This is a genomic window from Nonomuraea sp. B10E15, assembly GCF_039871615.1.
In the GTDB taxonomy this organism is placed as follows: Bacteria; Actinomycetota; Actinomycetes; order Streptosporangiales; family Streptosporangiaceae; genus Nonomuraea.
Genome location: NZ_JBDPMB010000013.1, coordinates 202805 through 217348, shown reverse-complemented (window position 1 = coordinate 217348; position 14544 = coordinate 202805). Strand labels below are relative to the sequence as shown.

Genomic DNA, 14544 nt, shown 5'->3' with positions numbered 1-14544 from the left:
GACGGCACACATTGTTGCGAATCCGTGTCCGGCCCGGACCTCGCTGGTGCGAGGACGGTCATTCGGCGGGCAGCGTACGGTAGCCGTTCCAGACGAACCGGGCCGTGGTCACCGCGTCGTCGCCGTCTCCCGTGATGAGCTGGTGGATCGCGATCCCGTCCAGTTCCCGATATTCGCACCACTCGTGGTCGGACGTGAGCACCAGGTCCAGCCCCAGGTCGACCAGCAGGTCGAACACCTGTCCCCGGTTGGTCCTGTCGACCCCCACGAACACCTCGTCGAGCAGGATGAAGCGCGGGCACCCCGGATCGGTCTGGTAGTGCGCGGCCACGGCGGCGAAGAGCGGCAGGTGCAGGGCGATGGCCTTCTCCCCGCCGGACAGCGCCCCGTGCAGTTTCCTGGTCAGATCCTGCCAGCCCTGCCCGTCGCCCCGCTCGAGCCTGACCACGAAACGGTGCCAGGAGGTGTAGTCGAGCACCTTCATGAGCTGGTCCTCCCAGCTCGCCGACGAGTTGTCGGCCCGCGCCTCCTCCACGCGGTCCCTGAAGAAGACGTAGAGGGCCTCCTTGTCGGCCTCGCTCAACCCGGCGGGATCGCGCAGCAGCAGGTCGCGGGCGGCGCGGGTGCCGGGTGACTGGGCGGGATCGACCTGCCACACCAGCCGCACGGCCACCCGCGAGGCGGTGCGGACCCGTTCGAGTCGCTGGTTCATGCCCTCGACCAGCGCACCCGCCTGCCTGATGCGGTCGGCCAGGTGCCGGCGCGTGTCGCCGGCCAGCGTCCGGTCGAACAGGTCGCGCTCCGCCTCGGTGATGTCGGAGCGCCGCCCGTCGCGCTCCTTGCGCAGGGCCGCGCTGAGAGCCGCGGCACCCGCCCGCACCCCGCCGACGGTCGCGGTCAGCATCTGCACGTCGTCGTCGGGCGCCAGCTCCAGGCCGGCCCGGCCGGCGAGGACCTCCCTGGCGTGGTGGAAGGCGTCCTGCAGCCGTGCCTCGGCCTCCCTGACGTGCTTCTGCTCGTACGGCACGGCCGCCAGCTGCTCGGCGACGGCCCTGGCCGACTCCAGCACCGCCCTGGCCCCGGCGCCCGCAGGCGGCTCGGCCGTCACTCGCGCGTCCGCCGGCAGGTGCCCGGCCGCCAGCCGCCGGAACCGTTCGCACGCCTCGTCGCGCGTCCGCCCCGCCTCGGCGTGCTTCTCCTCCGCCGTGCCGAGCTCTCCCCTGAGCCGGCCGAGCCTGGCGTTGAGCCTGGCCAGGCTCTCGTTGACCGACTTGATGAGCCGGCGGCAGGCCTGGTAGGCGGCCTGGGTCTCCTGGAGTTGGTCGAGCATCTGATGGTGCTCGGCGCCGACGGCGGACTCGACGGCGGTCAGCTTCTCCGCCAGGACGACGGCGGTGGCCGCGGCCTGCTCGGCGCGTTCGACGGCCGCCACGGCCAGAGCCTGGTACTCGCGGGCGGTCTCGCGCGCGTGCCCGGCGCGCTCCCTGGCGGTGCGGGCGGCGGCGCGCCGGTCGTGCCAGACGGTGCCGGTGATCTCCGCGGCGCGCAGGGCCTCCTCCAGGTTGCCGAGCGCGGGCGCGCCCGTGGGCAGCGCGTGGCTCGCGGCCAGCTCGGTGAGCCGCCGCAGCGACGCGGCGACGTCCCGCTCGCGCTCGTGCAGGCGCTGCTCGCAGGCGTGGAGCCGGTCCTCGAGCAACGCGACGCCTCGTACCGCGCCGTCGAGCTCCTGGACCGCCTCGGCGTACGGTGTCCTGTCGGGCCTGCGCCGCAACTCGGCGGCGAGCGTGTCGCGGTCGCCCTCGACGACGGCGAGCAGGTGGTCGCACTCGGCGATCGTGCCCGCGAGCTCGCCGAGCCGGTCGTCCAGCTCGGCGACGCGGCGGCGCCTGGCCCGCTCGCGGGCGGTGGCGCCGATGTAGGAGGGCTCGGGCTTGACCCAGCGGCCCGCCGCGAGGCCGAGCCGCCAGGTGCCGTCGGCGCCGATGACCGCCGGATGGTCGACGCCGATCGCGCTGGGCGCGAACGCGATGCCGGACAGCACGGTGTCGGCGGGCACCGGCGAGTCCGCCTCCGTGAACAGCACGTGGGCGAGGCTGTAGCCGGGCGCGGGCCTGGCCAGCGAGGCCACGGCGAAGGCGTCGTGCTCGCCCGCGTCGAACCCGCCGTCGGGCAGCAGCCACAGGTCGAGCAGCCCGGCCGCTTCGAGCGCGGCCTCCACGCCCGCCTGGGCGACCGGGTCGAGCCCCGACCTGAACGCCACGGCCCGCCACAGCGGCGCGCCGGGGCGGCCCTGCCGGCTCGCGGTACGGGTGGGCGGGGCGGAGGGCGACAGGACGGTCTGGTCGTTGAGGCGCTCGCGCTCCTTGGTCAGATCGGCGCGCTCGGCGACCAGCCGGTCGCGCAGTCCCGTCAGGTGCTGCTCGCGGGCGGCGTGGCGGACGGCCGCCGCGGTGCGGGCGGCGCCGACCAGCTCGTCCGCCTGCTCGAACCGGTCGGCCAGGTCGGCCGCCTCGCCGGGGTCGAGCTTGAGCTGGGTGCAGCCGCCGGCCCACTCGGCCAGGGCCGTGGCCAGGTCACGGGCCCGCTCGTCGCGCAGGCGCTCGGCCTGCTCGTGGGCGGCCCTCGCGGCGGCGAGGTCATCCCTGGCGCCGTCGCGTTCCTGCTCGGCGGTGGAGCGGCGATCGATCGCCTCGTGGTGTTCCGCGGCACCCGCCCTGACCTCCCGGATCTGGGCGGCCCTGCTGGACACGGCGGCGCGCAGCAGCTCCCGCGCCCTGCGCACGTCCTCCTCGCCGTCCGGCCCGCCCGGCGGAGCGCCGGCCGCCTCGCCGTCAGGCCCCTCCTCGAGCTCCGCGCGGGCGTCGTGGGCGGCGGCGCGTGCGCTCTCCTCGTGGACGCCGAGCAGGCCGGCGCGTTCGGCCGCCCTGCGGGCCTCGCCCCTGGCGCGGCCGGCCAGCGCGGCGGCCGTGCGGGCGCCGTCCCGGGCCAGGGCGGCCAGCTCCTCCTTGGCGGAGGAGGCGCGGGCCGCCGCACCGGCCTGGTCACGCAGCCGGGCCGCCGTCTCGTGCGCGGCCTGCGCCTCCGTACGCAGCCGGTGCAGCTCGCCACCGGCCTGGTACGCCTCGCTCTCCTTGAGCCCCTCGATCTGGGCGGCCAGCGCCAGCTCCTGCGACTCCTCCTCCGCCAGCCGCACGGTGGCGGCGTCCAGCTCGCCCTCGGCCTCCTCGAGCGCCTCCCGCTTGGCCCGGACCTCGGCCGCCAGCGCGTCCAGTGTCCGGCCGGCGGACGTCACGGCCGCGGCGGCGGCCCGCAGGACGCGCTGGGCGTACCCGCGCTGCCTGGCGCCCAGCCGGTCGGCCTCCTCCACGTCGCGGTCGAGCAGCCGCAGCTCCTCGCGCTGCCGGTCGAGCCGCTCGAAGCCCTCCGCGATCTCGTGGATCTCGCCCTCGCCGAGCGGCGGCAGCGCGCTGGACAGCAGCTCCGACAGCAGTCCGGGGTCGAGGCGTTCGGACAGCTTGGGGGTGCGGAGCTGGCGCAGCGCGGTGAGCAACGAGTCGTAGCGCTGCTCGTTGAGCCCTCGGTAGAGGGTGCGGCGCACGACGGCGCGGTAGGCGTCGGCGGACTCGTGCACCGTGCCCGAGGCGCCGAGCTCCTCGGCGAGCTGGGCCTTGGTCAGCGGCTGGCCGCTCTCGCCGCTGAGCCGGATGCCGTCGGGGGCGCCGACGCGGGACTCGGTCGTGAAGTAGGCGGCGGTGACGTTCTTGGTGTGGACGGTGGCCTGCAGCCGGGCGCCGCAGGTGAACCAGCGTCCGCCGGAGTGCCGGAACTCGATCCACACGTAGCCGACCCGGGTGGCGCCGGCGGCGCCGTCGCCCATGAGGTTCCAGTGCATGGTGCGTTCTGTGCCGCCGAACGTCGACAGCCTGCTCGGCTTGAGGCTGGCGTCGAGCAGGTACGGCAGCAGCAGCTCGAGGACCTTGGACTTGCCGCTGCCGTTGGGCCCGCGCAGCAGCAGCCGCCCCCGGTGGAACTCGAAGACCTCGTCGTGGTAGCGCCACACGTTGAGGATCCCCGCGCGTACGGGAACCCAGCGGTCCTCCCCGGCCTGCGCTGTGCGCGAGGGCGTGAGCTCGGTGACTGTCATGCATCCTCCTGGACGGCCGTGCCGCGGTCGACCCGGTAGCGGGCCGCGGCGGGCAGCGCGGCGACCCGGTCACCCGTGCGGCGGGCCAGCCCGAACATCGTGAGCACCTCAAGGGCGTCGGCGGCCAGCCGCACCCCGCCGCCGTCGGACTGGTACGCCTTCGCCCACTGCGGGAAGCGGCGCAGCAGCCCGCCCGCCTCGGCGTGGAGCCGCCGGGCGGTGATGGGCCCGGCCGAGACGAGCAGGTCGAGCAGCAGCAGGGCGGCCACCTTGGCGTGGCTGCCGTCGTCGGGGAACCGGGTGTCGGTGGCGGTGCCGTCGGGGTCGATGAGCAGGAACCCCTCGGCGCGCTCTTCGAGCACGAAGCCGGCCTCCTCGGCGGCGCGGCGCAGGATCCGGCGGCCGGTGAGCGAGGCGGCGTAGCCGGACTCGGCGGAGGTCAGGTCGGCGCGGTAGACGACGGGCTCGTCGAGCAACCGGCGGATGAGCGAGTGGCGGGCCCTGAGGGTGCGCTGGGTCTCGGTCGGCTCGTCGGCGCCGTAGCGGGACTCGGCGACGAGCGCCGCGGTGAGCTCGGCGAGCGTGCCGGGGCGCGTCTCCCCGGCAGCGATCCTCGACGGCGGCACGGGCGCGGCGAGCAACCTGATCACGCGGGTGGTGTCGACCCGGTAGAGCACCTTGGCGTCCTCGTCGTCCAGGTAGGAGTCGGTCGCGCCGTCCATGACGGCGATCGCGCCGAGGTGTTCGAGCAGCTTGAGGGCGTCGACGAGGGCGGCCCGCTCGGCCGCCTTGACCGGGTCGAACACGGGCACGTCCACCTCGACGGCGGCCGCCTGCACGACCCGCTGGGCGAGCATGCCGATCGTGGTGACCGGCGAGGTGAGCAGCTCGGCCGCGCACAGGCAGAACAGGGTGTAGCGGCGGCGGTCGAAGGGCGCCCTGGTGGCGCGGCGGCGGCGGGCGGGCCGGGTGGCGCTCGGCTCGGTCCTGACCTTGACCAGGCGGGCGTAGCCCTGGCGCGGCTCCACGACCAGCCGCCAGCCGCAGAAGTAGTCGAACCACTGGATGAGCGGCTGGCGGCGTTTCCTGATCAGGTCGAAGGCGGCGGGGTCGCTCTGCCGGGACACCAGCGGCCGGCCGAGGAGGGTCCTGATCGCCCGCGCGATCTCCTCCTTCTCGGCCCTGACGAGCTGGTTGGCGAGGGTGCTCATGCGCCCACCCGGTGCTCACCGGCGGGCGCGGCCGCGCGGGTGTCGCCGGGCGCGCGTACGTCGATGAGGTAGTCGGGACCGCGGAACCACCCTTCGGAGGTGCGCAGCACCGCGACGGCTCCGTCGCCGGGCGTCCTGAGCACGATCTCGACGCGCCCGTCGGAGGTGACGGCCCGCCGGAGGCCGGTCGCGTCGGGGCGTTCGGCGAGGGCCCGGCCGAGCAGGTCGAGCAGCCGCCCGAACGCCTCGTGGTCCAGCTCCCCCAGCTGCGACAGCCGCATCGCGCCTGTGGTGGCCAGCGCCGCCCATGCGGCCTCCAGCTCGGCGCGCTCCTTCTCGGCCCGCGACCGGCGCCCGGCCCGCAGCTCGGCCACGTCGCGGACCCTGCCCGTGCGGCCCATCCGCTCGGTGCGGCCGCGCGAGCGCAGCAGCGCCGACACCTCCACGGGCTCGGCCTCCGCCCAGGGGACCCCCGAGGGGATCAGCTCGGCGTCGGGGTGCCCGAGGTGCGCGTGCCGGGCGGAGCCGAGCCCGAACGCCGCGTCCCACAGCCGGTGCGCGTCGTGCTCGGCGGGCGCGGTGGCGAACCAGCGGGCCAGCGTGCGGAAGTCGGCGGCGGCGCTGGAGGAGCGGCGGCGGGAGTCGGTGATCCGGTCGAGCACCTGCAACAGCGCCACGATCGCCTGCCTGGCCACGTCGTGCAGCTGCCGCACCCGCGGCACGACCCGCTCCCCGGCCCCGCAGTCGGCGCTGCGGTCGGCGCCGCGGTCGGCGCCGCGGTCGGCGCTGCTGTCGGCGGCGCCGTCGTGGTGGGCGAACCACGACCGCAGCCCGTCCCACCTGGCCGCCCGCTCCTCCAGCCACGGGGTGGCGTGGTCGGCGCCGGGCGTCCTCGGCAGGTCGGCGCCGTCGAGCGCCCGTGCGTGCAGCACGCCGACTCCGTGCTCCTCGACCTTCTCCAGGGCGGCGGCGACGGCATCGCCACGCTGCTCCAGGTGGGTGGCGAACTCCTGCAGATAGGTCACCATGGCGGACTTGACCTCGTGGAACGTGGCGAGATCGGCGCCTTCGAGGCGCAGCAGCCGCTGCAGGTCGCCGTTGAACCGCCTGGTGCCGGCGCGCAGCCCGTCGAGATGCCCCTCCAGCTCCCGCAGGCCGGTGAAGATGCGCCGGTTGTGCCCCGGATCGGGGTCGCGCAGCAGGATGTCCAGCTCCCCCAGCCGCTCGGCGATGGCGTCGAGCACCGCGGTCTGCAACGCGCCTGCCGAGCCCAGCGTCGCCATCGCGTGCCGCAGCCCGGCGAGCGCCGCCTCCCCGCGCCTGGTCAGCGCATAGTGCAGGTTCCTGCGCTCGTACTCCTCGGCGGTGGCGAAACCGCCGGCGTGGTTGAAGATCACGTCGAGCAGCCCCCAGCCGGCCAGCTGCTTGAGCGTGCCGGACAGGTCGTGGTCGGCGACCGGGGCGTACCATCCGACCGATCGCAGCCGCTCGTGCACCTCTTCCGAGGTCAGCGCCGTCTCGAGCCGTTCGGCGGCCTCACCGAAGGCGCAGAGGACGGCGGTGTGCAGGTCGGCCCGCTCGGTGGTGGTGAACCGGAACATCTCCGGCGGCACCCGTGGCAACTCCGCCATCGCCCCGCTCCCCTCCCCGCGACACACCCGCACGACTCGAGCCGACAGCAAAGGTAGCGGCAGGACCCGGCGGACCGGCGGCTGTTTGCCCGCACATCACACGGGTACGGCGGGAGCATTGACCGGGGAGTGTGCCGGGGGGTGTCATGGCGGAGTTCGAGGCGACGCGCGGCATGCCGGCCGACAGCATGATCGTGTACGGCGTCGCGTCCGACGTGGAGATCATGGACAGGTGGCTGCCGCAGGGCCTGACGGTGACCGGCAGCGGCCCCGGCACCGTGGAGGCGGGCGGCGACCTGGTGCCCGGCTCAGGCCCGCACGAAGGGTTGTTCCGGGCCTCGGACGAGCAGCTGCGCGTGGAGTGGGGCGGGCGCGACCATCCCGGCTACGCCGGCTGGCTGCAGGTCTCCGACGCGGCGAGCGGCACGAGCGAGGTGACCGTGCACATCTCGCTGCTCGACGAGCCCGGCTCGGGGGCCCATGCCGACGAGGTGCGCGAGCTGCTCGACCGGTCACTCGGCCAGCTGGCCGACGAGGTGCGCCGGCGCGTCGACGACGCCGGCTGAACGCGCTGACGGCTTCTGTCGCCGGCAGGCGTACGGCGTCCCGGTGCTCGGAGGCGCCGCGGCGTTGACGGCGCCGTCCCACCCCCGGGTGTGGGAGTGGTGAGGTTCGGGTCAACCCCGGCCGTGCCTGCGCGGCGGCGGGGGCACGGCGGGAGAGATTGGGCGGACGTAACCGGAATTTCCCGCCCGAGGAGCCCATGGAGCTGCTGCTGGTCCTCCACGCGGTGGCGGCGATCTGCGCCCCCTGGCTGGCCGCCCGCATGGGACGCGCCTCCTTCACCGTGCTGGCCGTGCCGCCGGCCGCCGCCTTCGTCTACACGCTCTGGGTCGCGGTGCGGGGGCTGCCCGCGCGGGAGGCCACCACGTGGTCGCCGGTGATGCAGCTGGAGCTGGACTTCCGCGCCGACCCGCTGGCCGTGGTGATGATGGCGCTGGTGACGGGCGTCGGCGTGCTGGTGCTGGGTTACAGCGCCGCGTACCTGCCGGCGGACGACGACGGGCTCGGCCGCTACGGCGGCGTGATGGTGGCCTTCGCCGGGTCGATGCTGGGGCTGGTGACGGCCGACAACCTGCTCCTGCTGTACGTGTTCTGGGAGCTGACCACCGTCTTCTCGTACCTGCTGATCGGCTACGACCCGGTGAGCCGGGCGAGCAGGCAGGCGGCGATGAAGGCGCTGACGATCACCACGTTCGGCGGGCTGTGCATGCTGGCGGGGTTCGTGCTGATCGGTCAGGCCGCGGGCACGTACCGGGTGTCGTCGATCGCGGCCGATCCCCCGGCGGCCGGGCCGGTCGCGCTGGTGCTGGTGCTGACGGGGGCGCTGGCCAAGTCGGCGATCTTCCCGTTCAGCACGTGGCTGCCCGCCGCGATGGCCGCGCCCACGCCCGTGTCGGCGTACCTGCACGCGGCGGCCATGGTGAAGGCGGGCGTGTACCTGGTGGCCAGGCTCGGCCCGGCGTTCGGCGACGTGGCGCTGTGGCGGGCGGTGGCCGTGCCGCTCGGGCTGGTCACGATGGTGCTCGGTGGCTGGCGGGCGCTGCGCGAGACGGATCTCAAGCGGCTGCTGGCCTACGGCACGGTCAGCCAGCTGGGCTTCCTCGTGGCGCTCTTCGGCGCGGGAACGCGGGCGACCGCGCTGGCCGGGGTCGCCATGCTGGTGGCGCACGCGCTGTTCAAGGCGGCCCTGTTCCTCGTGGTGGGCATCGTCGACCACGCGGCGGGCAGCCGCGAGACGGGCGAGCTCAGCGGGGTGGGCCGGGCGATGCCCTGGGTGTGCGCGGCGGCGGTGCTCGCGGGGGCGTCGATGGCGGGTCTGCCGCCGCTGGCCGGGTTCGCCGCCAAGGAGGCGGCGCTGGAGGCGCTGCTGGACGCGCCGTTCGCGCTGGCGGGCGTGGTGGCCGGGTCGGCGCTGACGGCGGCGTACACGCTGCGCTTCCTGTGGGGGGCGTTCGCCGCCAAGCCGGGCGTGCCGGCGCGGCCGGTGCACCGCGTGCCCGCGGCCATGTTCGTCCCCACCGCGCTGCTGTCGGTGCTGGGGCTGGCGCTGGCGCCGGCGGCCTCCTGGTACGCGAGCGCGATGTCGGCCTACACGGAGGCCTTCCGCGATCCCGGGCACGAGACCCACCTGGTGGTGTGGAGCGGGTTCGGCCTGCCGCTGCTGCTGTCGGCCGCGGCGCTGGCGGCCGGCGTGCTGCTGTTCGCGGCCAGGGAGCCGGTGGCCAGGGCGAGGGCGGTGCTGCCCGCGCTGGACTCCAGCCAGGTCTTCTGGATCATCCTGCGCGGGCTCGACCGCTTCGCCATCCAGCTGACCGGCTTCGTGCAGCGCGGCTCGGTGCCCGACTACCTGATGCTCACCATGCTGGCCACGGTCGGCGTCGGCGTGTTCTCCCTCGCCTACGGAGGCGCGCCGCGCCTGGACGTGCCGGTCGTCGCCTGGCAGCGGACGGAGCAGCCCGTCATCACCGCGCTGGTCGCGGCGACGGCCGTGCTGGCGCTGCTCGCCCGCGCCTCCATCTTCCTGGCCGTCGTCGTCGGCATGCTGGGGTACGGGACCGCGCTGCTGTTCCTCGTGCACGGCTCGCCCGACCTGGCGCTCACCCAGTTCCTGGCCGAGACGCTGCTCCTGGTGGTCTTCGCCCTGGTGCTGCGGCGGCTGCCGATCGACCCGGGCAGGGGGCGGCTGCCGTTCCCGGTCAGGATCGGGCTCGGGCTGGCCGTGGGGGTGGTCCTCTCCGGCGCGGGCATGCTGGCGAGCAGCGCGCGCGACGTCGTGCCGGTCGGCGCGCACATGGCGATGGCGGCCGGCGAGGCGGGCGCGCGCAACGTCGTCACCGCGCTGATCGTCGACATCCGCGCCTGGGACACCCTGGGCGAGAGCACGGTGCTCGTCGTGCTGACCCTGGGCCTGACGAGCCTGGTGTTCCTGCGGCGCAGGTCGTACCGGATCGAGCCGGTGGAGGCGGAGCACCCGCCGGCGGAGCCGCACTGGCTGGCCTCCACGCTTCCGCGCGGGCAACGGGTGCTGGCGTTCGACGTGGTGGCCAGGCTGACGTTCCACACGGTGCTGCTGCTCTCGGTGTTCCTGCTGTTCGTCGGGCACAGCGGGGTCGGCGGCGGGTTCGCCGGCGGCATCGTGGCCGGGCTGGCGATCGCCGTGCGCTACCTGGCCGGCGGGCGGAACGAGCTGGCCGTGGCGGTGCCGGTGCACGCGGGCGTGCTGATGGGCGCCGGGCTGACGCTGTCGGCGGGCACGGCGCTGATCGGGCTGCTGTTCGGCTCGGCGGCGCTGGACATGCTGGCCACGGACGTGAGCGTGCCGCTCGTCGGGCACGTGCACCTGTCCACCGGGCTGCTGTTCGACCTCGGCATATACCTGTCGGTGATCGGCATGGTGCAGGACGTGCTGCGCGGCCTGGGCGCCGAGCTGGACCGGCAGATCGACGCCGAGGAGAGCGCGTGACCGTCTCCCTGGCGCCGTTCCTGGCCTGCCTCGTGATGATCACGACGGGCGTGACGCTGCTGCTGGAGCGGAGCCTGGTACGCGCGCTCGCCGGCGTCATCGTCCTCGGCAACGGCGTGAACCTGCTGATCGTCACGGCGGGGAGCAGCGCCGGCGGCCCGCCCATCCTGGGGTTCACGCCGCCCGCCAGGATGGCCGATCCGCTGCCGCAGGCGATGGTGCTCACCGCCATCGTGATCACCATGGGCGTGACGGCGTTCCTGCTGGCCATGGTGCACAGAACGTGGCAGCTGACGGGGTCCGACGAGGTGCAGGACGACACCGAGGACCGGCGCGTACGGCTGCGCTCGCGGCGGGGCGAGCTGGGCGACGCGGTGCGCCGCAGGGTGGACGACTACCGCCGGCTGGTCGTGCGCCAGCGGGCCGAGCTGGCGAACCTGCAGGCCGAGCAGGCCGAACGGGAGCGGCTGCAGGAGGCCGACCTGGAGCAGCGCCTGGCCCGGGTGTACGAGGAGCTCGAGGAGTGGATGCGCCTGGGACGGGAGCAGGGACTGTCGGAGGAGGATCTGCACCGGCGCTTCGAGGAGGCCGGGCTGCGGGAGGAGGCGCGGGCGGAGGACAACCTCGCCCGCATCGAGGAGTTGCGTGACGAGCACGTCCGCCGGCGGGCGGCCCAGGCGGCCGAGGTGAAGGAACTGCGCAGGAGGTTGCGGGTGCGGCAGCGCGAGGCGCGCAGGCAGATGCGGGCGGCCATCAGGGAGGAGCGCGAGCGCCAGGCCCTCGCGCAGGACCCCGACCTGGAGGGGGACGACTGATGGACCGCCGCTTCGACGCGGAAGGGGGCTGAGCGTGGTGCCGTCCCTGCCCGTGGAGAGCCTCATCTGCGTGCCGGTGCTGCTGCCGCTGCTGGCCGCCGGGGTGAAACTGGCCATCGGCGGCCGGCTGCGACGGCTGCAGTCGGTCATCAGCCTCGTCACCCTCGGCCTGTCGCTCGCCGTGTCCGTGGTGCTGCTGGTGGCGGCCGAGTCGCGCGGCCCGCTGGTCACCGAGCTGGGCGGGTGGCCGTCGCCGATCGGCATCTGCCTGGTCGCCGACCGGCTCTCGACCCTGGTGCTGGTGATCTCGTCGGCGGTGACGTTCTGCGTGATGGTGTACTCGGTCGCCAACGCCTACGACGAGCAGGAGCACGACGCTCCCATGGCGATCTTCCATCCGGCCTTCCTCGTGATGGTTGCCGGGGTGGCGGACGCGTTCCTGTCCGGCGACCTGTTCAACCTGTTCGTGGCGTTCGAGCTGCTGCTGAGCGGCTCGTACGTGCTGCTCACGTTCGGCGGCACCGAGGCCAGGATCCGGGCCGGCGCGACGTACACGCTGATGGCCCTGGCCTCGTCCATGTTGTTCCTGGTGGCGCTGGCGATCACCTACGGGGCGACGGGGACGCTGGCGCTGGCGCAGCTCGCCGAGCGGTTCCCGCCGCTGCCCGAGCAGGTGAAGCTGCTGGTGGAGCTGACGCTGCTGCTGGCGTTCGCGATCAAGGCGGCGATCTTCCCCATGTCGGCGTGGCTGCCCGACTCCTACCCGACCGCGCCGACTCCGGCCACGGCCGTGTTCGCCGGCCTGCTCACCAAGGTCGGCGTCTACTCGATCATCAGGCTGGAGGCGCTGCTGTTCCCCGGCGGCCCGGTGTCGACGCTGCTGATGTGGCTGGCGCTGGCCACCATGCTGGTGGGCGTGCTGGGCGCGGTCGCACAGACCGACCTCAAGCGCATGCTCTCGTTCACGCTGGTCAGCCACATCGGCTACATGGTGTTCGGCGTGGGGTTGTCCACGCGGGCCGGGCTGTCCGGCGCGATCTTCTACGTGGTGCACCACATCACCGTGCAGACGAGCCTGTTCCTGGTGACGGGGATGATCGAGCGGCGTTTCGGCACGACGTCGGTGATCAGGCTCGGCGGCCTGATGAAGGCCACGCCGCTGATCGCGGTGCTGTTCTTCGTGCCGGCCATGAACCTGTCGGGCATCCCGCCCATGTCGGGCTTCCTGGGCAAGCTGCTGCTGGTGCAGGCCGGGCTGGCGGCCGGCGGCTGGCAGGCGGGCATGCTGGTGGCCGCGAGCCTCGTCACGAGCCTGCTCACGCTGTACGCCCTCGCCAAGGCCTGGAACAGGGCGTTCTGGAGCGCTTCGCGCGCCGAGCGGGTGGGCACGGTGGTGGAGAGCGAGGAGGACACCGGCGAGGACCCGACGGTGACCACGACGTCGCTGCCGACGGCCCTGACCGCGTCGGTGACGGCACTGGTGGCGCTCGGCCTGTCGTTCACGGTGCTCGCCGGGCCGCTGTCGGCGCTGGCCGAGCGGGCGGCGAGCGAACTGATGGCGCGCGAGCCGTACATCTCGGCGGTCCTGGGGAGGCAACGGTGAACCTGAACGTGCTGGCGCCGCGGGTGTTCGGCAGGCGCGTGCCGCTGCCGCTGGTCGCCTGGCTGACGCTCGTGTGGACGGCGTTGTGGGGGGACGTCAGCGCCGGCAACCTGCTGGGCGGGCTGGCCGCCGGAGTCGTGGTGACCTGGCTGCTGCCGCTGCCCGCCGTGGACCCCGGCATCAGGGTGAACCCGGCCGGCCTGGTGCGGTTCCTGCTCTGGTTCGCCGCGGAGGGGGTGGTCTCGACCCTGCGGGTCGTGTACTGGGTGGTCCACCCGGGCCCGCCGCCGACGCAGGTCGTCCGCGTGCGGCTGCGCACCTCGTCGGAGTCCATGGTCGTCCTGACCATGGTCGCGATCACCTCCGTGCCCGGCAGCCTGGTGGCGGAGCTCTACCCCGAGGAACACGAGGTGGCGGTGCACGTGCTGGGGCTCCCGGGCGAGGTCACCGAGGCCGTGCGGGCGGACATCACCGCGCTGGAGAGGCGCATCGTGGAGGCCTTCGGCACCCGGGCCGACAGGGAGGAGCTGCGGTGAAGGCGGTGTACCTGGTGGCGATCGGCCTGCTCGGCTGCGGGGCGGCCGCCACGCTCTTCCGGCTGTGGCGCGGGCCCTCGATGCTCGACCGGGCCGTGGCCCTGGACGTGCTGACGGCCATGGCGATGTGCGGCGCGGGGGCGTTCGCGGTGGTCATGGACGACTACTCGGACCTGCCGATCCTGCTGGTGCTGTCGCTGCTGGGGTTCGTCGGCTCGGTGTCGCTGGCCCGCTTCTTCTCGGGGAGGTCGCGGTGAGCGCGCTCGACGTGGCGGCGGCGGCCTTCCTGCTGCTGGGGTCGGTGCTGGCGCTGGCGGCCGGCATCGGCCTCGTACGGTTCCGCACCACGCTGGATCGTATGCACGCCGGCACGAAACCGCAGGTGCTGGGCGTGCTGCTGGTGCTGTTCGCCATGTGGCTGCACCGGCCCACGTGGGCGACCGCCGGCCCGCTGCTGCTGGCCGGGATCTCCCAGGTGATCACCGTGGCGGTGGCGGCCTACATGGTGGCCAGGGCGTCCTATGCCCGGGGGTCGTCGGCGCCGCCCGACGACGGCTCGACGGCGCCGCCCGGCGACTGATCCGACCTGGTCAGCGCCGGCTGGCCAAACCAGGTCCACAACGCCAGCAGGGCCAGCACGCCCGCGGTGGCCCCCGCCAGCACGGCATCGAACAGGTGGTCGATCACGAACATCGTGGCCGTGGTCATGGACACGGCCAGGGCGAGCGCGCCGGCCAGGCCGTAACGGTTGGAACGGCGTACCAGCGTCTCCTTGCGCCCCTGCCGGAACAGCACGCGGTGCTGCGCGGTCGGCGCGATGTACCAGATGGACGCGAGGGCGGCGCTGACCAGCGCCGCGTAGTAGAGCCACTGGTCGGCCCGGTCGATCCGGGTGAACCCGGGTGAGAACGGCACCGTCAGCAGGAACGCGAACAGCACCTGCACCCCGGTCACCGCCACTCGGGCTCCCTGCAGGAGCTCGACGAAGTTCCGATCCGCCCGCTCCCCGTGCGACTCCTCTTTCACCGCACCCTCCCACCCGTGACGCGCGGCCCCTCTCCTTCCTCCGGCGCGGCGG

Annotated in this window: 11 protein-coding genes; 7 read left to right on the top strand and 4 right to left on the bottom strand. The window is 74.2% G+C overall.

Features of this window, described 5'->3' with window-relative positions; all coding sequences use genetic code 11:
* Positions 1-58 precede the first annotated feature (58 nt).
* Genes ABGB14_RS31430 through ABGB14_RS31420 form a run of 3 tightly spaced genes read right to left on the bottom strand, consistent with a single transcriptional unit; the run spans position 59 to position 6986 of the window.
* Positions 59-4144 (bottom strand): TIGR02680 family protein, encoded by a 4086-nt coding sequence (locus tag ABGB14_RS31430; protein WP_347647454.1) that lies wholly within the window; start codon positions 4142-4144, stop codon positions 59-61.
* Complete coding sequence (locus ABGB14_RS31425; RefSeq protein WP_347647453.1) at positions 4141-5355, bottom strand: TIGR02678 family protein; 1215 nt, start codon at positions 5353-5355, stop codon at positions 4141-4143. The genes ABGB14_RS31430 and ABGB14_RS31425 overlap by 4 nt, the downstream gene beginning before the upstream one ends.
* Complete coding sequence (locus ABGB14_RS31420) at positions 5352-6986, bottom strand: TIGR02677 family protein (protein WP_347647452.1); 1635 nt, start codon at positions 6984-6986, stop codon at positions 5352-5354. Before ABGB14_RS31420 ends, ABGB14_RS31425 begins: the two co-directional genes overlap by 4 nt.
* 146 nt (positions 6987-7132) lie before the next feature.
* On the opposite strand from ABGB14_RS31420, the gene ABGB14_RS31415 reads away from it, so the two are divergent.
* The 7 genes from ABGB14_RS31415 (at position 7133) to ABGB14_RS31385 (ending at position 14046) form a co-directional block, all read left to right on the top strand.
* The gene (locus tag ABGB14_RS31415; RefSeq protein WP_347647451.1) at positions 7133-7552 is read left to right on the top strand and encodes an SRPBCC family protein; all 420 of its coding nucleotides are present in this window, start codon (positions 7133-7135) and stop codon (positions 7550-7552) included.
* Between the two features lie 197 nt (positions 7553-7749).
* Complete coding sequence (locus ABGB14_RS31410; RefSeq protein WP_347647450.1) at positions 7750-10512, top strand: Na+/H+ antiporter subunit A; 2763 nt, start codon at positions 7750-7752, stop codon at positions 10510-10512.
* Complete coding sequence (locus ABGB14_RS31405) at positions 10509-11327, top strand: Na(+)/H(+) antiporter subunit C (protein WP_347647449.1); 819 nt, start codon at positions 10509-10511, stop codon at positions 11325-11327. Before ABGB14_RS31410 ends, ABGB14_RS31405 begins: the two co-directional genes overlap by 4 nt.
* A gap of 34 nt (positions 11328-11361) precedes the next feature.
* Complete coding sequence (locus tag ABGB14_RS31400) at positions 11362-12930, top strand: Na+/H+ antiporter subunit D (protein WP_347647448.1); 1569 nt, start codon at positions 11362-11364, stop codon at positions 12928-12930.
* Entirely contained in the window at positions 12927-13466 is a 540-nt protein-coding gene (locus ABGB14_RS31395; RefSeq protein ID WP_347647447.1) for a Na+/H+ antiporter subunit E, read from the top strand. The genes ABGB14_RS31400 and ABGB14_RS31395 overlap by 4 nt, the downstream gene beginning before the upstream one ends.
* Entirely contained in the window at positions 13463-13723 is a 261-nt protein-coding gene (locus ABGB14_RS31390; protein WP_347619116.1) for a monovalent cation/H+ antiporter complex subunit F, read from the top strand. The genes ABGB14_RS31395 and ABGB14_RS31390 overlap by 4 nt, the downstream gene beginning before the upstream one ends.
* Positions 13720-14046 carry a monovalent cation/H(+) antiporter subunit G gene (locus tag ABGB14_RS31385; RefSeq protein ID WP_347647446.1) on the top strand — a complete coding sequence of 109 codons (327 nt, stop codon included), beginning with the start codon at positions 13720-13722 and terminating at the stop codon, positions 14044-14046. The genes ABGB14_RS31390 and ABGB14_RS31385 overlap by 4 nt, the downstream gene beginning before the upstream one ends.
* Here ABGB14_RS31385 and ABGB14_RS31380 read toward each other — a convergent pair.
* Complete coding sequence (locus ABGB14_RS31380) at positions 13986-14492, bottom strand: DUF6328 family protein (protein ID WP_347647445.1); 507 nt, start codon at positions 14490-14492, stop codon at positions 13986-13988. The genes ABGB14_RS31385 and ABGB14_RS31380 overlap by 61 nt on opposite strands.
* Positions 14493-14544: the final 52 nt, after the last annotated feature.